General features: G+C 36.8%; 19 protein-coding genes and 3 other annotated features. Of the genes, 5 read left to right on the top strand and 14 right to left on the bottom strand.

Annotated features, from left to right (window positions below; all coding sequences use genetic code 11):
* Nucleotides 1–6: 6 nt before the first annotated feature.
* From isdE to zapA, 9 genes are all read right to left on the bottom strand, one after another.
* Nucleotides 7–882 carry a heme ABC transporter substrate-binding protein IsdE gene (gene isdE / locus NSS74_RS01740; RefSeq protein WP_002143317.1) on the bottom strand — a complete coding sequence of 292 codons (876 nt, stop codon included), beginning with the start codon at nt 880–882 and terminating at the stop codon, nt 7–9.
* A 75-nt stretch (nt 883–957) separates the two neighbouring features.
* Nucleotides 958–4,191 carry an NEAT domain-containing protein gene (locus NSS74_RS01735; RefSeq protein ID WP_340813149.1) on the bottom strand — a complete coding sequence of 1,078 codons (3,234 nt, stop codon included), beginning with the start codon at nt 4,189–4,191 and terminating at the stop codon, nt 958–960.
* A 19-nt stretch (nt 4,192–4,210) separates the two neighbouring features.
* The gene (gene isdC / locus NSS74_RS01730) at nt 4,211–4,954 is read right to left on the bottom strand and encodes a heme uptake protein IsdC (protein WP_002143319.1); all 744 of its coding nucleotides are present in this window, start codon (nt 4,952–4,954) and stop codon (nt 4,211–4,213) included.
* A gap of 460 nt (nt 4,955–5,414) precedes the next feature.
* Nucleotides 5,415–6,740: a branched-chain amino acid transport system II carrier protein BrnQ6 gene (brnQ6, locus tag NSS74_RS01725; RefSeq protein WP_002143320.1), complete on the bottom strand. Its 1,326-nt coding sequence runs from the start codon at nt 6,738–6,740 to the stop codon at nt 5,415–5,417.
* A gap of 113 nt (nt 6,741–6,853) precedes the next feature.
* Nucleotides 6,854–7,104: a binding site (T-box leader), on the bottom strand.
* Nucleotides 7,105–7,211: 107 nt separating this feature from the next.
* Nucleotides 7,212–7,901: a 23S rRNA pseudouridine(2604) synthase RluF gene (locus NSS74_RS01720; RefSeq protein WP_002143321.1), complete on the bottom strand. Its 690-nt coding sequence runs from the start codon at nt 7,899–7,901 to the stop codon at nt 7,212–7,214.
* Nucleotides 7,902–8,097: 196 nt separating this feature from the next.
* A complete protein-coding gene (locus NSS74_RS01715) occupies nt 8,098–10,458 on the bottom strand; it encodes an endonuclease MutS2 (protein WP_002143323.1) in 2,361 nt (786 codons plus the stop codon).
* Between the two features lie 19 nt (nt 10,459–10,477).
* Nucleotides 10,478–12,196 (bottom strand): DNA polymerase/3'-5' exonuclease PolX, encoded by a 1,719-nt coding sequence (gene polX, locus NSS74_RS01710; protein ID WP_002088901.1) that lies wholly within the window; start codon nt 12,194–12,196, stop codon nt 10,478–10,480.
* A 55-nt stretch (nt 12,197–12,251) separates the two neighbouring features.
* Nucleotides 12,252–12,791: a CvpA family protein gene (locus tag NSS74_RS01705; RefSeq protein WP_002034246.1), complete on the bottom strand. Its 540-nt coding sequence runs from the start codon at nt 12,789–12,791 to the stop codon at nt 12,252–12,254.
* A gap of 2 nt (nt 12,792–12,793) precedes the next feature.
* Nucleotides 12,794–13,063 carry a cell division protein ZapA gene (gene zapA, locus NSS74_RS01700; protein ID WP_002088902.1) on the bottom strand — a complete coding sequence of 90 codons (270 nt, stop codon included), beginning with the start codon at nt 13,061–13,063 and terminating at the stop codon, nt 12,794–12,796.
* Nucleotides 13,064–13,186: 123 nt separating this feature from the next.
* On the opposite strand from zapA, the gene rnhC reads away from it, so the two are divergent.
* The 3 genes from rnhC (at nt 13,187) to NSS74_RS01685 (ending at nt 14,779) form a co-directional block, all read left to right on the top strand.
* Complete coding sequence (gene rnhC / locus NSS74_RS01695) at nt 13,187–14,122, top strand: ribonuclease HIII (protein ID WP_002143324.1); 936 nt, start codon at nt 13,187–13,189, stop codon at nt 14,120–14,122.
* 137 nt (nt 14,123–14,259) lie between these two features.
* A complete protein-coding gene (locus NSS74_RS01690) occupies nt 14,260–14,514 on the top strand; it encodes a hypothetical protein (protein ID WP_080019783.1) in 255 nt (84 codons plus the stop codon).
* 13 nt (nt 14,515–14,527) lie between these two features.
* Nucleotides 14,528–14,779: a hypothetical protein gene (locus NSS74_RS01685; protein WP_002143326.1), complete on the top strand. Its 252-nt coding sequence runs from the start codon at nt 14,528–14,530 to the stop codon at nt 14,777–14,779.
* Between the two features lie 42 nt (nt 14,780–14,821).
* Here the strand turns inward: NSS74_RS01685 and NSS74_RS01680 are convergent, their stop codons facing one another.
* From NSS74_RS01680 to NSS74_RS01660, 5 genes are all read right to left on the bottom strand, one after another.
* On the bottom strand, nt 14,822–14,956 hold the full coding sequence (locus tag NSS74_RS01680) for a YuzL family protein (RefSeq protein WP_000039594.1): 135 nt from the start codon (nt 14,954–14,956) through the stop codon (nt 14,822–14,824).
* Between the two features lie 91 nt (nt 14,957–15,047).
* Entirely contained in the window at nt 15,048–16,439 is a 1,392-nt protein-coding gene (gene asnS / locus NSS74_RS01675) for an asparagine--tRNA ligase (RefSeq protein WP_002034242.1), read from the bottom strand.
* A 51-nt stretch (nt 16,440–16,490) separates the two neighbouring features.
* Nucleotides 16,491–16,742, bottom strand: a binding site (T-box leader).
* Between the two features lie 235 nt (nt 16,743–16,977).
* Nucleotides 16,978–19,398: a phenylalanine--tRNA ligase subunit beta gene (pheT, locus tag NSS74_RS01670; RefSeq protein WP_159147142.1), complete on the bottom strand. Its 2,421-nt coding sequence runs from the start codon at nt 19,396–19,398 to the stop codon at nt 16,978–16,980.
* 18 nt (nt 19,399–19,416) lie between these two features.
* Nucleotides 19,417–20,451 (bottom strand): phenylalanine--tRNA ligase subunit alpha, encoded by a 1,035-nt coding sequence (gene pheS / locus NSS74_RS01665; RefSeq protein ID WP_002015457.1) that lies wholly within the window; start codon nt 20,449–20,451, stop codon nt 19,417–19,419.
* 43 nt (nt 20,452–20,494) lie between these two features.
* Nucleotides 20,495–20,723 (bottom strand) — a binding site (T-box leader).
* A gap of 92 nt (nt 20,724–20,815) precedes the next feature.
* Nucleotides 20,816–21,613: a TrmH family RNA methyltransferase gene (locus tag NSS74_RS01660; RefSeq protein WP_002034240.1), complete on the bottom strand. Its 798-nt coding sequence runs from the start codon at nt 21,611–21,613 to the stop codon at nt 20,816–20,818.
* Between the two features lie 82 nt (nt 21,614–21,695).
* On the opposite strand from NSS74_RS01660, the gene sspI reads away from it, so the two are divergent.
* Together sspI and NSS74_RS01650 are read left to right on the top strand one after the other, a co-directional pair.
* Nucleotides 21,696–21,905, top strand: coding sequence for a small acid-soluble spore protein SspI (gene sspI / locus NSS74_RS01655; protein ID WP_000009511.1), 210 nt, complete (start codon nt 21,696–21,698; stop codon nt 21,903–21,905).
* A 179-nt stretch (nt 21,906–22,084) separates the two neighbouring features.
* Nucleotides 22,085–22,642 carry an HD domain-containing protein gene (locus NSS74_RS01650; protein WP_002143328.1) on the top strand — a complete coding sequence of 186 codons (558 nt, stop codon included), beginning with the start codon at nt 22,085–22,087 and terminating at the stop codon, nt 22,640–22,642.
* The last annotated feature ends 65 nt before the right edge of the window (nt 22,643–22,707 follow it).

Below are 22,707 nucleotides of genomic sequence, written 5' to 3'. Positions count from 1 at the left end.
AATGCATCACGGATACATCATTTTTTTCAATTCATCTAGCGCTTCAGTCGCTGCTAAATTTCCTGTCGTTCCAAATAAACGCTCTTCTAAATCGTAAACACGATTATTTTTAACTGCAGCGAAGTGTTTCCAAATATCATTTGTTTTAAATTCTTTATCAAACATTTTTACAACTTCATCAGGCATACCATGTGCCGCTCGTAAAATAATGTCTGGATCAGCTTTTTTTAAATACTCTGTATTAGAAGCTAAATACTCTACTTGTTCACCTTGTACAATGTTTTTACCACCTAATTGTTTCACTAAATCTCCAATATAAGAATGCTCTGTTGCTACTAAATAACTCCCCGGTACACCTAATAAAATAAGCACTGTCGGTTCTTTCTTTCCCTTTACTGCTTTTTGAATCTCTGCAACCTTGTTATCTAACTTAGTTACAACTGCTTCAGCCTGCTTTTCACGTCCATATTGCTTACCTAAATTACTAATGGAATTTTGCATATTTTTTAAACTTGTTAGATCTAAAAAGTTTGCTTTCATACCTACACCATCAAAAACTGGCTTTAATTCATATTCAAGTGTTGTCACTGATAATACTTCTGACGGCTTTAATGATTTTACCTTTTCCATATCAGGACTCATCGGATTCCCAACTTCAGGTAAACCTTTATATCTCTTTGGTAAATCTTTAGTACTTGTTGGTACACCAATTAAATCTACTTCTAACGCATCCATAATTTCAGTAACAGCAACTGTCGTTGCGACAATCCTCTCTTTACCCTCACTCTTTACCTGCTTCGCTGTTTCTTTTTTGGGCGCCTGGCATCCAGCTATACTTACTAATAAAATGATAGCCATTAGTACACTTACAATTTTCTTCACTCTTAATCACCACTCCTTTCCAAACAATATGAAACAAGTCTTGATGCATGCAAACATGCATCAAGACTCCAAAAATTACAATCTACCTGCTCTATATTTACGAACTAGTAAAGCAAGTGACCCAAGCAATAGCACCATGTTTAAACCTAGTTGTGCTGTATCTGCCGTTTTTGAGTTTTTCTCTTTTTTCGAATCATTTTTTTGATCTTCTTTTTTCTTCTTATCATCTGCATTTCGGTTAAAATCAGGATTATCTACTTTTTTTACATTATCTACTTTCGGCGTAATCACTGGATTGTTCGGATCATTTTTCGGATCTTTTTTTGGATCCTCTTTAATCGTTCCTAACGCACCAATATTATTTGTATCAAATTGAATTTGGACATCGTAGAAGTGGTGGTAGTTCATCTCATCAATGTCTACTTTCACTTTTGCATTTAATTTTTTAAATAAATCTTCTACTTCAAATTGTACTACTCGCGTATTTGCATTTTTATCTTCACTTACTACTTTTGCATCAGCAAAAAGACTATTGTTTTCTGTTTGGAATTTCGTAATCCACGCACTATTTTTCAGCGTCATCTCAATGTACTTTTTACCATCTTTAACGATTAATTTTGCTGGATTTACAGTATAGTCATGCATCTTTGAAAGTTCTTCTGTTTTGTTTTTTAACACTTTAAATGTAATATCATATTGACCATCTACTAAATTTTTCGGATCAACTATTACTTTCGGTGTATTATTTCCACCTTGATTGTCATTTCCGCCTTGGTTATCGTTTCCACCTTGGTTATCATTTCCGCCTTGGTTGTCGTTTCCGCCTTGGTTGTCGTTTCCGCCTTGGTTCCCTAAAGCTTTGATACTATCTTGATCAAATACAAATTGAACATCGTAGAAATGGTGATAATTCATTGAATCAATATCTACTTTTACTTTTGCATTTAATTTTTTAGACAAATCATTTACTTCTACTTCTACTACTCTTGTATTTTGCTCTTTATTTTCACTTAATACTTTTGCATTAACGAACGAGCCATTCTTCTCAAAATCAAACTTTGTAATCCATGTACTATTTGTTAATGTAAACGATACATATTTCTTACCATCTTTTACTTTCAATACACCTGGGCTTTTTGTGTATGTATTCATCATTGATATTTCATCTGTTTGATCTTTTAATACTTTAAAGCCAATGCTGTATTCACCGTCTTTAAGAGCGTTTGGATCAATTGTTGTATTATTGCCTTGGTTGTCGTTTCCGCCTTGGTTGTTGTTTCCACCTTGGTTATCATTTCCGCCTTGGTTGTCGTTTCCGCCTTGGTTGTCGTTTCCACCTTGGTTATCATTTCCGCCTTGGTTGTCGTTTCCGCCTTGGTTGTCGTTTCCACCTTGGTTGTCGTTTCCGCCTTGGTTGTCGTTTCCACCTTGGTTGTCGTTTCCGCCTTGGTTATCTAACGGTTTAATGCTATCTTTATCAAATGCAAATTGAATATCATAGAAATGATGATAATTCATTGAATCGATATCGACTTTTACTTTTGCGTTCAATTTTTTCGATAAATCTGCTACTTCCACTTCCACTACACGCGTATCAGCTTTCGTATCTTCACTCAATACACTCGCATCAACAAACGAACCATTTTTATCAAATTCAAACTTTGTAATCCAAGCGCTATTCGTTAATGTGAATGATACATATTTTTTACCATCTTTCACTTTTAACACGCCTGGACTCTTTGTATACGTGTTCATCATTGAAATTTCTTCTGTTTGATCTTTTAAAGCTTTGAAATTGATACTGTATTCACCATCTTTAATTGTTTCAGCATCTGGATTTTTGTTTCCATCTGGTTTTTCTACTTCCGGTTTCTCTACTTCTGGTTTCTCTACTTCTGGTTTCTCTACTTCTGGTTTTTCTACTTCTGGTTTCTCTTCATTTTTAATTTGTTCAAGCTTATCTTGTTCAAATAAAAGTTGCACATCATGTGTTTGCTTATAGTTTCTTGATGCCATTTCGATAAATACTTTTGTATTTAGTTTTTTAGATAAATCGTTTACTTCAAACTCTACTACTCTTGTATCTTTTTCTTTATCTTCACTCACTACTTTTGCATCAACAAACGCACCATCTTTTTCCGTTTGGAAATTTTTAATTAATGAGCTACTTTTTAGTGTTACAATTGCTTTTTTCTTACCATTTTCTACTTTTAATACCCCTGGATTTACCATGTAAGTATTCATCTTAGATTCTTCATCTGTTTGATCTTTTAACACTTTAAACGGAACGCTGTACTCACCATCTTTAATTGTTTCAGTATCTGGTTTTTCTACTTCCGGTTGTTTCTCTTCATTTTTAATTTGTTCAAGTTTATCTTGTTCAAATAAAAGTTGTACATTATGTGTTTGCTTGTAACCTTGTGATGCCACTTCAATAAATACTTTTGTATTTAGTTTTTTAGATAAATCGTCTACTTCAAATTCTACTACTCTTGTATCTTTTTCTTTATCTTCACTCACTACTTTTGCATCAGCAAATGCGCCATCTTTTTCCGTTTGGAAATTTTTAATTAATGAGCTATTTTTTAACGTTACAATTGCTTTTTTCTTACCGTTTTCTACTTTTAATACCCCTGGATTTACCATGTAAGTATTCATCTTAGATTCTTCATCTGTTTGATCTTTTAACACTTTAAATGGAATGCTGTACTCTCCATCTTTAATTGTGTTAGAATTTGGTTGTTGATCTGGGTCAGGCTTTTGGTCGGGCTTCTGACTCGGATCCGGATTTTCATTTGGATCTGGCTTATTAGCTGGGTCCTCTTTTTCATTTGGTTGTTCTACATGAATCGGTGTAATACTATTTTGATCAAATGCAATACGCACATCATAGTCATGATGATAATTTAAAAAATCAATGTCTACTTTTACTTTCGCATTTAATACCTTCTCTACATCGTCCACATCGAATTCTACGACTCTTGTATCTTTTTCTTGATCTTCACTAATTACATTTGTCGCAACAAACTGACCACTTTTTTCCGTTTCAAACTTTGTAATCCATGAACTATGTTCTAACGTAAAGGATACTTTCTTTTTCCCATTCTTCACTTTTAAAGTTCCTGGACTTACAGAGTATTGATTCATCATGGATTCTTCATCTGATGTGTCTTTAAGAACTTTGAAACCGATTGAATATTCACCGTCAGCTAGTTGACTAGCAGCTTGAACTGCAAGGGGTTGTAATGTTGATGCGAATGTAAATACCATTAAAAACATCGCAACAACAATTTTAAGATATTTATTCAATAGAATACCGCTCCTTTATTTAGTTTTGACGTACTTTACGAATTAAGAAAACACCTGAAATAAGAAGTAATGCTGCAAATAATCCGATACGTGCTTCATCACTTGTTTTTGGGTTATCTGTTTTTTCAGCTTTCCCACTTTCATTTGTTCCTTTATTTACATCTTTATTTACATCTTTATTTACATCTTTGTTTGTTTCTTTGTTTGTTTCTTTGCTCTCTTCTTTCTTCACTTCTTCTTTTACTTGTGTATTTTTTTGAGTTTGATCTTCATTTTTTGTTGCAGCAGTTGCCTTATTCTCTCCACCTACTGCTTTTACATTTGCATCAAACGCAAAGCGAATTGTGTAGTTATGGTCATAATTTACGTTCGGTACAACAACATGAATTTTTACAGCTGCTGGTTTAGATAAGTCGTCTATTTTAAACTCTACAGTTCTTTTATCTGCAGATTCATCTTTACTAACAACTTTTGCATCAACAAAGTTCCCGTTCTCTGGTGCTTTAAATTCTGTAATCCAAGCACTATGATTCATAGGAATTTGTACTCTCATCTCACCATTTTTTACAATTAACTTAGCTGGTTTTTCAAAATAATCATTTGCCATTGAAGCTGAATCATTTTCTGCTTTTTGTATGACATAGTTAATATCGTAAGTACCGTCAGCTACATTTGCCGAAGCTTGTCCGAATGGTACTACGAGAAAAGCTAGCATACATACGAATGTCATAATAAAAGCGGGTAATACCGAAAACTTTCTCATTTACCTTACTGCCTCCTTGTTTTCCTTTTTTGAAAATGATAATTATTCTCAATATATAAGAAAAAAAATAATCTTTCTATCTCTATTTTATAACGAGTAACACTATGTAGTTAGAAATATATTGATTATCATTCTCATTGATAGACAAAAAAATAATCCCACCAATTTTTCCTATAAGAATAAACATAAAACTCTTTCATCATTTTATTGATTATCATTCTCAACGAATTTCAAAAAAAATAAACCGCCTAATTCTATCGTTTTATCACCTCTTCTTACAAAAATGATATAGTCATAGAAAACCTCTTCCCTTCCAATATTTCCACAACTAAGTCAATCTTAGCCTACTGGTAATTTTTTTGTCAACTATATTACGTATAAAATTTTTAATATCTGAATTCTTCTATATATAATTTTTCTACAAAAAAAGAGGCTTTCTTTTAAAGAAAGCCTCTTTCCCTTATTTTTCTACAGCAATTTCTTGCTTTTGAAATAAAGAAACTACATATCCAATTGCAATTCCAATGATACCCGGAACTAACCAACCAATCCCTACACTATATAATGGAATTTTATCTAAAATAGGAGCAAGGGCCGCTACTTGAAGATTGGCATTATGCAATCCATCAAAGAAGCTAATTGCAAATGCGCCTACAATACCGCCTACATACATAGCTAATGGAAGACGAATATAGTTTTCAACAAGTGATAATACGATCAGTACGATACCAATTGGGTAAATTGCAATTAAGATTGGTAATGCTAATGCGTTTAACTGAGTTAAACCAAGATTTGCTACCATAAATGCTAATAAAGAGAAAATGAAAATGACTTTTTGATAAGAAAGCTTTGGTAATAACGAAGAAAAATATTCTCCACAAGCTGCAACAATACCGACAGAAGTTGTTAAGCATGCTGCTGTAATTGCGATCCCTAGTAATAATGTTCCGTAGCTACCAAATAAATGATTCACGACGTTTGTTAAAATAATTCCGCCGTTTGCTCCCATTCCAAGTGAAACACTAGAAGCTCCAAGGTAAGCAAGTGCTAAATAAACAAGAAGTAAGCCAAGTGCTGCAATAAATCCTGCAAAGATTGTTACTTTTGCAATACTGTTCTTATTTGTAATGCCTTTTGCTTTTAAAGCATTGATCACAACATTTCCGAAAACAAGTGCTGCAAGTCCATCTAAAGTTAAATATCCATCAATAAAACCTTTAAAGAGCGGGGCACTATACGCTTCTGTAGGGGCACCAAACTCCCCCATTGGAGTCATAATTGCTTTCGCTACAATAATTGCAATAACAGCTAATAAAATTGGAGTTAACACTTTACCAATGCGCCCCACTAATTTCGATGGGTTTAATGCTAAATAGAAAGTTACCGCAAAGAAAATAAATGTAAAGATGACAAGTGGATAAGCCTGACTAGCTACCTCACTTGGTAAAAATGGTGCAATGCTCATTTCATAAGCAACAGTCCCTGTACGTGGCACACTAACAAATACGCCTAAACATAAATAAATTGCAGTAATGAAAATTAGCGCGAATACAGGATGTACACGTCTTGCTAATTCATTAATATCTCCCTTTAGAGCTATAACAATAACTCCTAATAAAGGCAGTCCTACACCTGTTACGATAAAGCCAAATAACGCGATCCATACATCTGTTCCAGCACCTTGCCCTAACGCTGGTGGAAAAATCATATTACCGGCACCGAAAAACAGTGCAAATAACATTAAGCTTATTGCAAACATCTCAGAAAACTTTAAAGATGACTTCATTTCTACTACCTCCTAATTATTTTATTGACAAAATATTCTGAATTAAAATCCGTCACATATCCTCTTTCAAGCATACTTCCCCGTAAAAGAACGCAAAAAACACCCGTCCCTAACAAAGGGACGAGTGTTGAAATCGTGGTTCCACCCTTATTCTAATAAAATGAATTTATAACGAAATAAGCTCATTTTATAGCTCGTGTAAATTGATAACGGTTTTATCCGCCAAGAATTACAATGCATCTGCAGTTCACTCTTGAAGTTTAGAGGTGGTAAGTTTGTCTTTCCGTATTAGGAAGCTCACAGCCTAAGGCTTCCCTCTCTGAGAATCGTCAAAAACAACTCATGTCCTCATCATTACTTTTATAAAATATGTTGTCGAAACTTGTTGTTTTTTATTATATGGGCTATTTTTTAAAAAATCAATAGTTTTATTTTTTCTGACAAAAAAATATAGGGAGAAAACTTTCCTCCCTATAACTGCCCTATTAATATTTCTAATTCCTTAGGTGTAATGTCTCGCCATTTTCCAGCTTCAAGCTCATTTAGCTCTATATTCATAATGCGTACTCGCTTTAGCTTTGTTACAGTAAATCCGAAAGCACGACTCATTCTACGAATTTGCCTATTCATTCCTTGCGTTAAAACGATGCGGAATGTAGACTGATTAACTCTCGTCACTTTACATGGCTTCGTCATTCCATCTTTAATCTTTACACCGCTGGACATCTCATCAATAAACCAATCTGTAAACGGCTTATCAACAGTGACAACATATTCTTTCTCATGCTCATGATCACCGTGCAAAATTTGATTCGCAATCGCACCGTCATTCGTTAATAAGATGAGTCCTTCCGATGCTTTATCTAATCGTCCAACAGGAAAGATTCGTTCTGGATAATCGATATAATCAATAATATTATCTTCAATATGTTCAGCTGCTGTACAAGTAATTCCGACTGGTTTATGGAAGGCAATATACACCTTTTCTTTCTCTTCTTTTACAATAACTTGCTCATCAATCGTTACAATATCACCTTCATTAACGAGTGCACCGTGCGTACATACTTCACCGTTAATACAGGCACGTCCTGCTTTAATGAGACGGTCTGTTTCACGTCTTGAGCAGGATTTTGCTTCGCTTATGTATTGGTTGATTTTCATGTTTTGTTCCTTTTCTTATAGATTAAAAGCGTCAATCCATGGCGATATCATTATGCCAAGATTGACGCTCCTTTACTTCGCAAAAACAACTAAATAAATAACCCCAATTACCAAAAATATTCCGCAACAAGCTAACAATACTTTTGCAAGTTTGTCCATAAACATATAATGGTTTCCCCTTTTGTTTGGTTGTTTGCTATTTTAATTCGACAACTGTTACGCCTAGGCCTCCCTCGCCCATGTCACCGTAGCGGTAGGTTTTCACACCGCGATGTTTCTTCAAGTAATCTTGTACACCTTGGCGAAGCGCTCCTGTTCCTTTGCCGTGAATAATTGATACACGAGGATAGCTTGCAAGCTGTGCATCGTCTAAATATTTTTCAACGCGCATCATTGCATCTTCATAACGTTCGCCGCGAAGGTCTAGCTCTAACGACACGTGATAATCTCTACCCTTCACACTTGCGACTGCTTTTTTCTCAGTTTGCTTCGGTGTATTAATGTATTCCATATTGGATTCTTTCACTTTCATCTTCAGAATACCAATTTGTACGCTCCACTCTGTATCACTTACTTTTTTAAGCAATTGACCTTTTTGACCGAACGTTAACACTTTTACTTCATCACCTGCGCGTAATTGTTGTTTTGGCGCTGTGTTTTTCACGTTTACTTTTTGTTTCTTCACAAGCTCTGGCGCCGCACCTTCTAGACGGCTCTTCGCTTCAATAAGCTCATGGTCTTTCACGTTTATAAGCTGTGCTTTACGCAATTGACGAAGTTCTTGAATAATGCCTTCTGCTTCTTGCTTTGCAGCTTCGACTTTTTCTTCCCCTTCTTTTTGCGCTTTTAATAATTTTTCATCGCGCTCATCGTTAAATTCAATAATTTGACGTTGTAATTCACGATGAAGTTTTTCAGATTGCTTACGATGCTCTTCCGCTTCTTTTCGTTCGCGCTCTGCATTTTTTTGGCTTTCTTCTAGCTTTGCAATCATATTTTCGATTTTGTTCGTATCTGTACTAATATGGTTACGAGCGCGATCAATAACGCGATCAGACAAACCAAGACGCTTCGAAATTTCAAAGGCGTTACTACGTCCTGGTACACCGATTAATAATTTGTACGTTGGGCTTAATGTATTCACATCGAACTCAACGCTCGCATTAATAACTTGATCACGATTGTATCCATATGCTTTTAATTCTGGGTAATGCGTCGTTGCAACAACGCGAGCACCACGGTTACATACTTCATCTAAAATAGAAATCGCTAGTGCAGCCCCTTCTTGCGGATCTGTCCCAGCACCTAATTCATCAAAGAGGACTAAACTTTCAAAATCAGCTTTTTCTAAAATATCTACAATGTTTACCATATGAGAAGAGAATGTACTTAAATTTTGTTCAATCGATTGCTCATCACCGATATCAGCAAAGATGTTTTTAAATACACATATCTCTGATTCATCCATTACTGGAATATGAAGACCAGATTGCGCCATTAAGACACAAATACCGACTGTTTTAAGTGTAACTGTTTTACCACCTGTATTCGGTCCTGTAATAACGATTGTTGTAAAGTCTTTACCAAGCATAATGTTATTTGGCACGATAATTTCCGGATCAATAAGCGGATGGCGTGCTTGTTTTAAATCCATGTAGCGTTCATTATTTACGATTGGCTTCGTCGCTTTAATTCGCTTCGCATAAAGAGCTTTCGCAAAAATAAAATCAAGATTTGCAACTACTTCTACGTTTGATAAAACAATATCAGCTTCCACTGCTACTTCTTCCGTTAACATCATTAAAATGCGTTCTACTTCTTGTTTTTCTTTCACACGTGCTTCTTGAAGTGCGTTATTTAATTCCACGATTACTTGCGGTTCGATAAATAATGTTTGTCCAGAAGCAGATTGATCGTGGACAATACCACCATATACGCCGCGGTATTCTTGTTTTACCGGGATTACGTAGCGTTCGTTACGAATCGTTACAATTGCATCTGATAACATTTTTGGCGCGTTTGAAGAACGCGTCATGTTTTCTAATTTCTCACGAATACGGCTTTCCGCAGTACGAATTTGATTACGAATACCACGCAATTTGTCACTTGCGCTATCGACTACTTCACCGCTGTCACCAATACAATTTGTAATCTTCTTTTCTAAATCATATAAAGACACAATTTGCGCGACATGTGTTTCTAAAATTGGAAGCTCAACACCGTTGTCAATCATATCGTCAATGAAACGTTTCATTTGGCGACTACCGTACATCGTACTTGCGATTTCAATTAATTCATGAGGACTTAACATACTTCCAATTTTCGCACGCTTAATATTTGAACGAATATCAGAAATCCCTCCAAGTGGTACATGTCCTTTTAAACGGATGACTTTCGCTGCCTCATCCGTTGTTTCTTGCAATTCCACAATTTCTTCAAAATCTGTGCTTGGCACTAAATTCTTCACTTTATCACGACCAAGTGAAGATGCTGTATGTTCAAGCAATTGTTCTTTTACTTTATTGTATTCTAATACACGCAACGTTCGTTCTAACATGTTGCAGGTCCCCCCTGTATTACTTATTACGTTTAATATAGTCTAATAAACGTTCAATATCCCATGTGTTAATCACGTTATCTTTTTGAATCCAACCTTTACGCGCTGCTGCTACACCTGTTTCCATATCTTCTAACATTTCAAGTGTATGGGCATCCGTATTAATCGCTACTTTTACACCAGCATCTTGTGCTTGTTTTAATAATTTCGCGCTTAAATCTAGACGGTTTGGATTTGCATTTAATTCTAAAACTGTATTTGTTTCTTTTGCGAGCTGGATTAATAAATCTGTATCTACATCGTAACCCTCACGGCGCCCAAGAAGACGTCCTGTCGGATGGGCAATCATTGTGACATGCTTATTCTCAAGTGCAGTGCGAAGACGCTTCATAATCGTTTCACGGTCTTGTGAGAAGCTAGAGTGAATGGCTCCAATGACATAATCTAGTTCTGCTAATACTTCATCGTCAAAATCAAGTGTCGCATCTGGTAAAATGTCCATTTCAATCCCGCGCAAAATTGTAATGTCTGGATACTTTTCATTCATACGTTCAATTTCTTTCGCTTGTTCACGAAGACGCTCTTTCGTTAAACCGTTTGCTACTTTCAAGTATTGCGAGTGATCAGTAATTGCCATAAATTTATATCCACGAGCGCGGCACGCTTGCACCATTTCTTCAATTGAAAAAGCACCGTCACTCCACGTTGTATGCATATGTAAATCACCCTGTATATCAGAGAACTGAATTAAGTTGGGATACTCTTTAATTAATTCAATTTCTTTTCCATCTTCACGCACTTCTGGTGGGATGAATGGAAGGCCAAAGTGGGCGAAGAATGCTTCTTCTGTTTCGAATGTTTTCACTTCACCTGTCTCTAAGATTTCCACACCGTATTCACTAATTTTCTCGCCTCTATCTTTCGCAATTTGGCGCATTTTTACGTTATGGTCTTTTGATCCTGTGAAATGGTGAAGAGTTGTAATAAATTCTTCTGGTTTTACTAAGCGGAAGTCAATTGAAATATCATATTCATATTGAAGACGAACAGATACTTTCGTATCTCCACTTGCAATCACTTCAATCATATTATCAAATTGTAGTAAATGTTCACGCACTACTGCTGGCTCTGTCGTTGCAATGATGAAATCTAAGTCCTTCACTGTCTCACGAACACGGCGTAAACTACCAGCGCGTGAGAAACGAATTATTTCAGCAACATTCGACAATTTCTCCTCTATTTCCCCGGCAATAGGCAATACCATCGCAATTGGTAAACGCTCTGGACGAGAGCCTACTTGATCAATTGCTTCTAATATTTTCTCTTCTGTTTTCTTACCGAATCCAGCTAAAGCTTGTACTTTATTTTCTTCACAAACAGCTTTTAACGTTTCCATATCAACAACACCAAGTTCTTTGTATAACTTGGCCACCTTCTTACCACCAAGGCCTGGTAGTTTTAATAGTGGTAATAAACTGCTTGGTACTTCTTTTTCAAGTTCTTGTAGTACTTCAGATGTTCCCGATTCTATATATTCTTGAATAACTGCTGCCGTTCCTTTTCCGATACCTGGAATCTTTGTGAAATCTTCAATTTCAGAAAGACTACGGTCATCACTTTCTAGTGCTGCCGCCGCTTTACGGAATGCAGATATTTTAAATGGATTCGCGCCCTTTAGTTCCATAAATAGGCCGATTGTCTCTAGTAATTTGATAACTTGTTTTTTATTCACTTTCATCATTGCCCCGCCTTTCTTTCATAGAAAAAAACTTCTCTTTCCGAAAAAAGAGAAGTTACACTCTGCTACCTGTCTGCCATAGTTCCTTCACCTTTTCAGAAAGAATCGGTGTATCGTCTACAATTATTTTGCTAATTGATGATTTTTGTAATGGTGTTTGTATTTGTTCAATTGGAAGAATTGTTCCAACAATAATTAAGACAAACAGAATGATATACACTTCTAAAAAGCCAAGAAGTGCCCCAGCAACCGCATTGACTTGCTTTAAAACTGGGATTTCTGCAAACATATTCAGTAAATTACCAAGTAGTGAAAGTGCGATTTTTGTAATAATAAATAATACAATAAACGCAATTGCTTGATAGAAGACACCCTCAATATTATTCGCATCTATCCATTCTGGAACAGATACATTCTTATCGAATGGATACGGAATAAATTTCGCAAGCGTTGGCGCTAAATCTTTACAGTACCAGTATGCAACGAGGTATGCGATAATAAAGCTTGTTAACTTTACAAGTTGCAAAATAAATCCTCTGCGTAAACCGAGGAAAAATCCCATAACAAGCAATAAAATGATAATAATATCAATCATGTTTATTCCATTCCTTTTTGTGTCATACTTTCTTTCAACTTCTCATGTTCTTCTTTTAATTTTATGTAATCGTGTATGACGTTTACCGCCGTCAATACCGCTAGTCTACTCGTATCAAGCGAAGGATTCTTGGCATTGAGTTCGCGCATTTTATCATCCACAATCGCTGCTACCATGCGGATATGACTTGTACTTTCATCGCCAACAACTGAATACTGTTGGCCATATATTTCTACATTAATTCGACTTTTATTTCCCTTTTGTTGTGACAACTCACCGGCCTCCAATCACGTACAGAATCCTAAAGTTTATCATACCATGAACCATCATAATATGGAAACAGAAAGAACAATCCGATATGATAAAAATAACAACATAAAAAAGGAGCGACCATTTTGTCAAATTCTATCGTAATACAAACAAGTTCTACAGTAATTGAAGACATGAAACAACAATACAAACAAGCACTTAGCCCCAAAATTCCGCAAGGCGGTATCTTTATGGCAAAGGTTCCATCTTGCACAATTACAGCTTATAAATCAGGGAAAGTGATGTTTCAAGGTGGACGTGCTGAAGCAGAGGCTTCTCGTTGGCAAACTGTCTCTCAAACACCAAAATCAGCTGTAAAAAAATCGGTCAATTCACATCGTTATGCGCCGCCCGCTTCCATCGGCACAATGTCTATTCTAGGATCAGACGAAGTAGGTACTGGTGATTACTTCGGACCGATGACAGTAGTTGCTGTATATGTGGATGCGAAGCAAATTCCACTTTTAAAAGAACTCGGTGTAAAAGACTCCAAAAACTTAAATGATGCTCAAATTGCTGAGATTGCAAAACAACTCCTTCACGTTGTTCCTTACAGCTCCCTCGTTCTTCACAATGAAAAATATAATGAGCTATTTGACAAAGGAAACAACCAAGGTAAACTGAAAGCTTTACTGCATAATAAAGCAATTACAAACTTATTGGCAAAAATTGCACCTACAAAACCAGAAGGCATCTTAATCGACCAATTTACACAGCCTGATACATACTATAAATATTTAGCGAAACAAAAACAGGTACAGCGTGAAAATGTGTATTTCGCTACGAAAGGCGAAAGCGTCCATTTAGCAGTAGCCGCCGCTTCCATTTTGGCTCGTTACTCATTCGTAAAACAATTTGACGAACTAAGCAAAAAAGCTGGTATGCCACTTCCAAAAGGTGCAGGTAAACAAGTTGATATCGCCGCTGCTACATTAATTCAAAAGATCGGAAAAGAAAGACTACCTGAGTTTGTGAAACTGCATTTTGCTAATACAGAGAAGGCGTTTCGCTTATTAAAATAGTATCGACAAAAACAGGAGCCTACAAACTCCTGTTTTTTGTTTCACTTTAGTCCACTCTACTATCGCCTGTGTATTTTTGTTATAATTAAAATATACATATTTTTCAAACATATGAGTTCCTATTACTACTTCTACAAATGATTCTAGATATTTTACTAGGTGATCCACACGAAAGACAGTTCGAAATTAGAGAAAACATTCAGCTACTAAGTGAACAACCAGTGTTCAACGATTTAATAGAGCGCTATGGCCGATCTTTCTTATTAAACTTTCGGATTCGAAGATTTATCGGGAAACACGATGCCCGCTTGTTAATACATAATCCAGTAAAGCTGCAACACTTCTGTGAGGAACTTGAATTTATGACTAGAAAAAGAGGATTGTTTAAATAAGGAGGTAATTCATATGAACTCTGTTAAAGTTAAAAAGATATTATATATTTTAGTACACCTCGTGTTCCCTCTTTCTTACCTTACAATCTCTATCATTTGGGGAGCTTTTTTCACTTCCAAATCCACATTCGAAAATATATCTGATAATCTTTGTGTTATGGCCATCTATTACGTTCTCATGAGCTTACTGTGGTTTTTCTATTTAGATCGATTAGACAAAGATGTAGATAAAATTACAAAAGAGATTAATGATAATAAGATGTAATACATAAAAAAAGGGGAGCCGCCAAGACTCTCCTTTTTTATGTTAGCTTCGTTTCTGCTTCTTATTTGATGAAGATACTTTATGAGAACCTGTTTCATGTGTCGTCGTTCCTTGTCCTTCTACTTCTGGAGAACCTAGGCTTGATCTTGAATGATCTTTTTTCACTTTTTTACTCATTTATATTCACCCCTTCGCGTTACTTTTTGCTACGAGGTAATAAACTATTCAAAATAAAAAGCGAGAGGAAATCCTCTCGCTTTTTTATATCTTAAAACTCAGAAGAACCTGGAGTTCTTGGGAATGGAATTACGTCACGGATGTTAGCCATGCCAGTAATGTACATTAGGAAGCGCTCGAAACCTAGACCGAATCCAGCGTGTTTTGTACCGCCGTATTTTCTAAGTTCTAAGTACCACCAGTAGTCCTCTTCGTTCATACCTAATTCTTTAATTCTGTCTACTAAAACGTCCATTCTTTCTTCACGTTGACTTCCGCCGATTAATTCGCCGATGCCAGGAACTAGAAGGTCAGTAGCTGCTACTGTTTTACCATCTTCGTTCATACGCATGTAGAATGCTTTAATGTCTTTCGGATAGTCAGTTACGAATACAGGGCGTTTGAAGATTTCTTCTGATAAGTATCTTTCGTGCTCTGTTTGTAAGTCAATACCCCATTCTACTGGGTATTTGAATTCAGCACCTGATTCTTGAAGTACTTTAATTGCTTCTGTATAAGTGATGCGACCGAAGTCAGAGTTGATTACGTTGTTCATGCGCTCTAGAACTGTTTTATCAACGAAGCTGTTGAAGAAGTCCATTTCTTCTGGTGCATGCTCTAGTACGTATTTCATTGCATATTTCAGCATATCTTCTGTAAGATCCATTACATCGCCTAACTCAGCGAATGCAATCTCAGGCTCAACCATCCAGAACTCAGCTGCGTGGCGAGTTGTGTTTGAGTTTTCTGCACGGAATGTAGGACCGAATGTGTACACATCACGGAATGCTAACGCATAAGCTTCAGCATTAAGCTGTCCACTTACTGTTAAGTTTGTTTCTTTACCGAAGAAGTCTTTTGATTCGTCAACTTGTCCGTCTTCACCTTTAGGTACGTTGTTTAAATCTTGCGTTGTTACGCGGAACATTTCGCCTGCACCTTCTGTATCACTACCAGTGATGATTGGTGTGTGAACATGTACGAATCCACGCTCTTGGAAGAACTGGTGAATCGCAAATGCTGCGATAGAACGCACACGGAACGTTGCAGAGAATGCATTTGTTCTTGGACGTAAGTGAGCGATTGTACGTAAATATTCAAACGTATGACGCTTCTTTTGAAGTGGGTAATCAGAGTCTGATAAGCCCTCGATATCAATTTTTTCTGCTTTAATTTCAAATGGTTGCTTCGCTCCAGGCGTTGCAATTACTTTACCTTCTACTTTAACTGAAGAGCTTAGTGGAAGCTTTGCAATTTCTTTGAAGTTCTCTAATTCTGTATCGAAAACGATTTGAACACCTTTGAAGAAGCTACCGTCGTTTAATTCGATGAAACCAAATGCTTTTGAATCACGTAAGTTACGAATCCAACCCGATACTTGTACTGTTTGATCTGCGTATTTATCTGTATCTCTATACAGACTTTTTACTAATGTGTTTTCCATAGTAAAATTCTCCTTTACTCATATATTTAAATACAAAAAACCTTTCATCCATAAAGGGACGAAAGGTTAAACTTCGCGGTACCACCCAATTTGTCATAAAGACCAACTTTAACTCGTATGTAATACATACTTCCCGGTTTGTAACAGGCCGGATTCCCGTCTAAGTCTACTCTTGAATACAAGTTTCAATTTCGGTTAGCAACTCCAAGGTGTTCTTCACATATACCGCCTCATCAGGCTCTCACCGTCCCTGACTCGCTTTGGATTATAGTATATACTACTTTTCCTTATCATCGTCTTTCGTTTTGTTAAACTAAAATTAATGTACTACATTCGAGAGAAAGATGCAAGATGCCAGAAAATATATCAGCGATTTTCGCAATATATCGACCGTAACTCCAAATATATCAGCGATTTTTATAATATATCGATCATAACTCCAAATATATCGGCGATTTTTATAATATATCGACTTACCGACATTTTCCGACAATCGTGCCATAAAAAAAATTGCCGGACTTAATCCGGCAATTTTTTATTACTTACGTAACTCCGCACCAAATTTCTCTTCTACCGCTGTTAATACACGGTTATGTGCTTCTGTTACTTCTTCGTCTGTTAATGTACGTTCTGCATCGAAGTAGTTCATAGAGAATGCAAGTGATTTCCTGCCTTCTTCCATTTTTTCACCTTCGTATAAGTCGAATAGTGCTACGTCTTTCAGAAGTTCTCCGCCAGCTTCAGCAATGACTTGCTTCATTTCACCAGCTTTTGTTTCTGTTGTTACTACAACAGCCATATCACGTGTCATAGATGGGAAACGTGGAATTGCTGAGTAGTAAGTTCCCTCAGCGTCTGCACCGAATACTTTTGCAAGAGATAATTCGAATACGAATGTATTTTTCACATCTAATTGTTTTTCTGTTTCCGGGTGCAATTGACCGATGAATCCGATTGCTTCACCATCTAATACGATGTCAGCAGTACGGCCTGGGTGCATACCTTCACGTTTTGCTGGTGCATAAGTGATTTGATTTGCCACGCCAAGTACGTCGAATAATCCTTCTAATACACCTTTAACAACGAAGAAGTCTACAACTTTCTTCTCACCTTGCCATGCATGGTGAAGAGCAAGACCTGTCATAACACCTGCAAGATGTTGTTCTTCTTTCGGAAGTTCTCCTGCTTCTGTTGGTAAGAAGATAGAACCTACTTCATATAATGCAACGCTGTCGTTTTTACGTGCAACATTGTATGAAACTGCTTCTAACAATTGTGGCACTAAGCTTAAACGAAGTTGGCTACGCTCTTCGCTCATTGGAAGCGCAAGATTGACAGGAGCTTTTTCGTTCGGCTCAACCATATATTGTTTCGCTTTGTCAGCGCTTGTTAATGAATATGTGATTGCTTCATATAAACCAGCACCTTCTAGGAAGCGGCGTACTTTACGACGTTTCGTTTGTGCTGATGTTAATTTACCACGTGTCATTGTTCCAGATGGTAATGTAACTGGAATGTGATCATAACCATACAGACGACCTACTTCTTCTACTAAGTCTTCTGAAATTGTAATGTCAGGACGACGTGCTGGTACATTTACATGGAATGTTCCTTCTACTTCTGTGAATGGGAATTTTAAGTTTGTGAACATTGTACCCATTTCACTCGCAGAAATATCTGTACCTAATACACGGTTTACTTTTTCAGCTGTAACAGATACTGTACGTTCTTGTACTTGTAAGTTATCAGCTTCTACTACACCTTCAAGTGCTTCTCCACCAGCGTATTTTGCCATTAAAGCAGCTGCATGTTGAATTGCTTCAAATGTACGTGTTGGGTCGATTCCTTTTTCAAAACGTGCACTTGATTCGCTACGAAGACCTAAGTCTTTTGATGTACGACGCACTGTTTGACCTGCAAAGTATGCAGACTCAATTAGAACGTTTACTGTCTCGCTATCAACTTCAGAATCCGCTCCGCCCATTACACCAGCAACAGCTAACGCTTTTGTGCCGTTTGTAATTACAAGATGGTGGCTTTGTAACGTACGTTCTTGAGCATCTAATGTTTGAATCTTTTCGCCTTCTTTTGCAAGACGAACAACGATTTCTTTTGAACCTAATTTATCGTAATCGAATGCATGTAACGGTTGACCGTATTCCATTAAAATGTAGTTTGTAATATCAACTACATTACTAATTGGACGAATGCCAGCTGCCATAAGACGAGTTTGCATCCACATTGGTGATGGACCAATCTTTACGTTCTTCACCATTTTTGCAATATATAATGGGTTTTCTTCTTTCGCTTCTACACTTACAGAAATGTAATCAGAAGTTTTTTCTGCTGTTTCTTGTAAGTCGATAGCTGGAAGTTTTACTTCACGGCCGTAAATAGCAGCTACTTCATATGCAACACCTAACATGTTTAAGCAATCTGCACGGTTTGGTGTTAAACCAAGCTCAAGTACTTCATCATTTAAATTTAAAATTTCAAGTGCATCTGCACCAACTTCAGCATCACTTGGGAAGATGAAGATACCGTCTGCATATTCTTTCGCAACGAATTTCCCATCGATACCAAGCTCTTGAAGAGCACAAACCATACCGTGAGAAGCTTCCCCGCGTAGTTTTGCTTTTTTAATTTTGAAGTTACCAGGAAGTACAGCGCCAACTTTTGCAACTGGTACTTTTAAACCTTTTGCAATGTTAGCAGCTCCACAAATAATTTGAACCGGTTCTTCTTCACCGATATCGATTAAGCATTTGCTTAATTTATCAGCTTCTGGGTGTTTTTCACATTCTAATACGTGACCAACTACAACACCTTTTACACCTTTATTTAATACTTCAACACCTTCTACTTCAATACCACTTTTCGTGATTTTGTCTGCTAGTTCTTGTGCTGTTACATCTTTAATATCTACATACTCTTGTAACCAACGATATGATACGAACATATTTATCCTCTCCTTCCCTTACGCTCGTTTGAATTGTTGTAAGAAACGTACATCATTTGTATAGAAATGACGAATGTCATCTACGCCGTATTTCAACATTGCGATACGCTCTGCGCCCATACCGAATGCGAAACCTTGATATTCTTTTGAATCATAACCAGCCATTTCAAGTACGTTCGGGTGAACCATACCTGCTCCTAAAATTTCGATCCAGCCAGTCCCTTTACAAGTGCCACAACCTTTACCGTGACACATCATACAAGAAATATCCATCTCTACAGACGGCTCTGTGAATGGGAAGAAACTTGGACGAAGACGGATTTCACGATCTTCACCGAACATCTTTTTCACGAATACTTGCAGTGTACCTTTTAAGTCACTCATGCGAATGTTTTTATCAATTACAAGACCTTCAATTTGCATGAATTGGTGTGAATGCGTTGCATCATCGTCATCGCGGCGATACACTTTACCAGGACAAATAATTTTAATCGGTCCTTTTTCTTTATTCTTTTCCATCGTACGTGCTTGCACAGAAGATGTATGTGTACGTAGTAACGTTTCTTCTGTAATGTAGAATGTATCTTGCATATCACGCGCTGGGTGATCTTTCGGTAAGTTTAATGCTTCGAAGTTGTAGTAGTCTTTTTCTACTTCTGTTCCTTCAGCTACTTCATAACCCATACCGATGAATACATCTTCAATTTGTTCAACAACTGCTGTTAACGGATGGTGACAACCTGTTTCAACAGGACGACCTGGCAGTGTAACATCAATTGTTTCAGTAGCTAATTTCGCCTCAATTACTGCTTTTTCTAAGTTACCAATTTTGTCTTCTAGACGCGTTTGAATCGCTTCACGTACTTCATTTACTAATGCTCCCATACGTGGACGCTCTTCTGCTGATAATTTTCCCATGCCGCGTAATACTTCTGTAATTGGACCTTTTTTCCCTAAATACGCTACGCGTACGTCGTTTAAGCCCTTTAGCTCTTTCGCTTCTTCAATAAGCTCTAACGCTTTTTGCTTTAGCTCTTTTAAACGTGCTTCCATTTGGAACCCTCCTAATTTTAAAAATAAAAAAACCCCGCTCCCAAAAAGGGACGAGGTAAATTCGCGGTACCACCCTAAATTGACAGAACAAGTCTGCCCACTCATTAGTTATAACGATCAATTCTGACCGGAACGCCTTTACATATAAATGGTCCTGGCGCCAACTCCAGAGGTGAATTCACTTCCATCTACCATAAGAATGCTTTCAGTCTACGGCACTCTCTCCCTATATGGCGATTTTGTAAGCTACTCTTCTCTATCAACGTTTTTCATTAATATACTTTTATTATATGTTCAAAAAAGTTCGATACTCATTTCACCACTTTTTTATGAACATGCACTTCAACTTATTATAAGAAGTTTTTTATCGATTCGCAACTGGGCTTTGTAAATAATACGTTAAAATCCCTGCTGCAACCGCAACATTTAATGATTCTGCCCCGCCGTAAATCGGAATATACAAGTTTTGATCACTTTTCGCAAGAATTTCTTGGCGTACGCCGCTTCCTTCATTCCCTACAATTAATGCAAAACTTCCAGCCGGGGTTACTTCAGCAAATGGAACTCCATTTTCAAGAGCTGTTCCATATACAGGGACGTTATTTTCTTTTAACTTGTCTACCCATTCTTCTAAGTTCCCTTTTACAACCGGTAAGTGGAAAATAGAACCTTGTGTAGATCGTAGTACTTTACTATTATAAACATCAACGCACCCTTCTCCAAGCACAACGGCATGAATACCAGCTGCATCCGCTGTACGAATAATCGTTCCCAAATTACCTGGGTCTTGAAGGCCGTCTAATAAAAGAAATTTCCCATCAGTAAGAGCTACTTCTTTCTCATGTTTCTCACAAACAGCAAATACACCTTGCGTTGTTTCTGTTTCGCGAAGTACTTTTACAATTGCTTCAGGCACAATATACATTTCAACATCATTAACTGTCCAATCTTTCGGAAGATCTGTCTGATCTGAAACGATAAGTTCTGTTACAACTCCTGCCTTTAACGCTTCCTCTACTAAATGGAATCCTTCTACAAAAAATAAAGCTTTGTTATCGCGCTCTTTTTTCGTCTGCAGCTTTTTCCACTGCTTCACACGCGGGTTTTGTACTGAATCAATGTTTTTCATAATATGTATTTCCCTCTCTTCTTGTCTTATCATTATAGCCTATTTTTCATACATATTTACATAAAAAAGAACAAAAACTAACGTCAGTTTCAATTCTGAAGAAGAGGTGAAGATAATGAGTTTTAATTTACGCGGCGCGGTATTAGCGAATGTATCTGGAAATTCACAAGATCAATTACAAGAAACGATTGTCGATGCAATTCAAAGCGGTGAAGAAAAAATGCTTCCAGGTCTTGGCGTTTTATTCGAAGTCATTTGGAAAAATGCTGATGAAAATGAAAAACACGAAATGTTAGGAACACTGGAGCAAGGATTAAAAAAATAAGCAATAAAAGGTCACCTTAGAAAAAAAACTAAGGTGACCTTTTATTGCTATAAAATTTTTCTTCTCCTAAACATTTCTACTTTACTAACGCTACCCCGATGGAGTACAATGTTCAAAATACATTTAAACCGATCGATTTTTCTTCATGTACATCATTAGATAAAAGGAGTGAATGTTTTATGCAACGTATTACGCTTGAACAAGTTTTTAAACATCACATTACACAAAAATATGTAAACCGTTCTGGAATGGTCCACGCGATTGCTGTCGCTTACCATGCGTTTCACTTAGCCAAAAAGCATCACGCCTCAGTCGATGCTGCGACAAAGGCTGGCTTCCTTCATGATATCGGACATCATACGTGGTACACAGGCGGCGAATGGGACTATGACTTGTATAAAAAGAATGATATACATGCGATTAAAGGGGCAGAAAGATCTCATAAATTGCTTATTAGATTAGGAGAACATCCTAAACTAGCAAAAGAAATTTCTATTGCGATTCTTCTTCATACAGATTCTTTCTTAGTACAGCAAGAAATTGAAAGAACATCTCTTCAAAACATTATTAAATGGGCAGACGAAGCAGATGAAGAACCGGGCGGAGCGCACCATTATAGAACGATTTCTTACGAAAAAGCATTGAAAGCTATTCAGCAATTAGACCGATTGGTAGAGCGTGAATTACAAATAGAGCAAAAGAAATTGAATGACAAGGCAGAACATAGTTATCAATGAGAAAGAGGCATCACTATAGGGTGATACCTCTTTTATTATTTTGCGAAAAATACACCTTTGTATGT

This window comes from Bacillus sp. FSL E2-8868, from assembly GCF_038005505.1.
In the GTDB taxonomy this organism is placed as follows: domain Bacteria; phylum Bacillota; class Bacilli; order Bacillales; family Bacillaceae_G; genus Bacillus_A; species Bacillus_A mycoides.
Note: the sequence above shows the minus strand (reverse complement) of the source record. Positions and strands in the feature narration are given on the sequence as shown.

Excerpts from the sequence above, each read along its gene's own strand:
- isdC (WP_002143319.1), bottom strand. The coding sequence starts at position 4,954 with ATGAGAAAGTTTTCGGTATTACCCGCTTTTATTATGACATTCGTATGT.
- NSS74_RS01660 (WP_002034240.1), bottom strand. The coding sequence starts at position 21,613 with ATGATAAGACAAGAAGAGAGGGAAATACATATTATGAAAAACATTGAT.
- NSS74_RS01720 (WP_002143321.1), bottom strand. The coding sequence starts at position 7,901 with ATGAAAATCAACCAATACATAAGCGAAGCAAAATCCTGCTCAAGACGT.
- sspI (WP_000009511.1), top strand. The coding sequence starts at position 21,696 with ATGAGTTTTAATTTACGCGGCGCGGTATTAGCGAATGTATCTGGAAAT.
- NSS74_RS01680 (WP_000039594.1), bottom strand. The coding sequence starts at position 14,956 with ATGAGTAAAAAAGTGAAAAAAGATCATTCAAGATCAAGCCTAGGTTCT.
- asnS (WP_002034242.1), bottom strand. The coding sequence starts at position 16,439 with ATGGAAAACACATTAGTAAAAAGTCTGTATAGAGATACAGATAAATAC.
- pheS (WP_002015457.1), bottom strand. The coding sequence starts at position 20,451 with ATGGAAGCACGTTTAAAAGAGCTAAAGCAAAAAGCGTTAGAGCTTATT.
- NSS74_RS01715 (WP_002143323.1), bottom strand. The coding sequence starts at position 10,458 with ATGTTAGAACGAACGTTGCGTGTATTAGAATACAATAAAGTAAAAGAA.
- NSS74_RS01690 (WP_080019783.1), top strand. The coding sequence starts at position 14,260 with ATGATTCTAGATATTTTACTAGGTGATCCACACGAAAGACAGTTCGAA.
- pheT (WP_159147142.1), bottom strand. The coding sequence starts at position 19,398 with ATGTTCGTATCATATCGTTGGTTACAAGAGTATGTAGATATTAAAGAT.
- NSS74_RS01685 (WP_002143326.1), top strand. The coding sequence starts at position 14,528 with ATGAACTCTGTTAAAGTTAAAAAGATATTATATATTTTAGTACACCTC.
- brnQ6 (WP_002143320.1), bottom strand. The coding sequence starts at position 6,740 with ATGAAGTCATCTTTAAAGTTTTCTGAGATGTTTGCAATAAGCTTAATG.
- NSS74_RS01650 (WP_002143328.1), top strand. The coding sequence starts at position 22,085 with ATGCAACGTATTACGCTTGAACAAGTTTTTAAACATCACATTACACAA.
- polX (WP_002088901.1), bottom strand. The coding sequence starts at position 12,196 with ATGAAAGTGAATAAAAAACAAGTTATCAAATTACTAGAGACAATCGGC.
- NSS74_RS01705 (WP_002034246.1), bottom strand. The coding sequence starts at position 12,791 with ATGATTGATATTATTATCATTTTATTGCTTGTTATGGGATTTTTCCTC.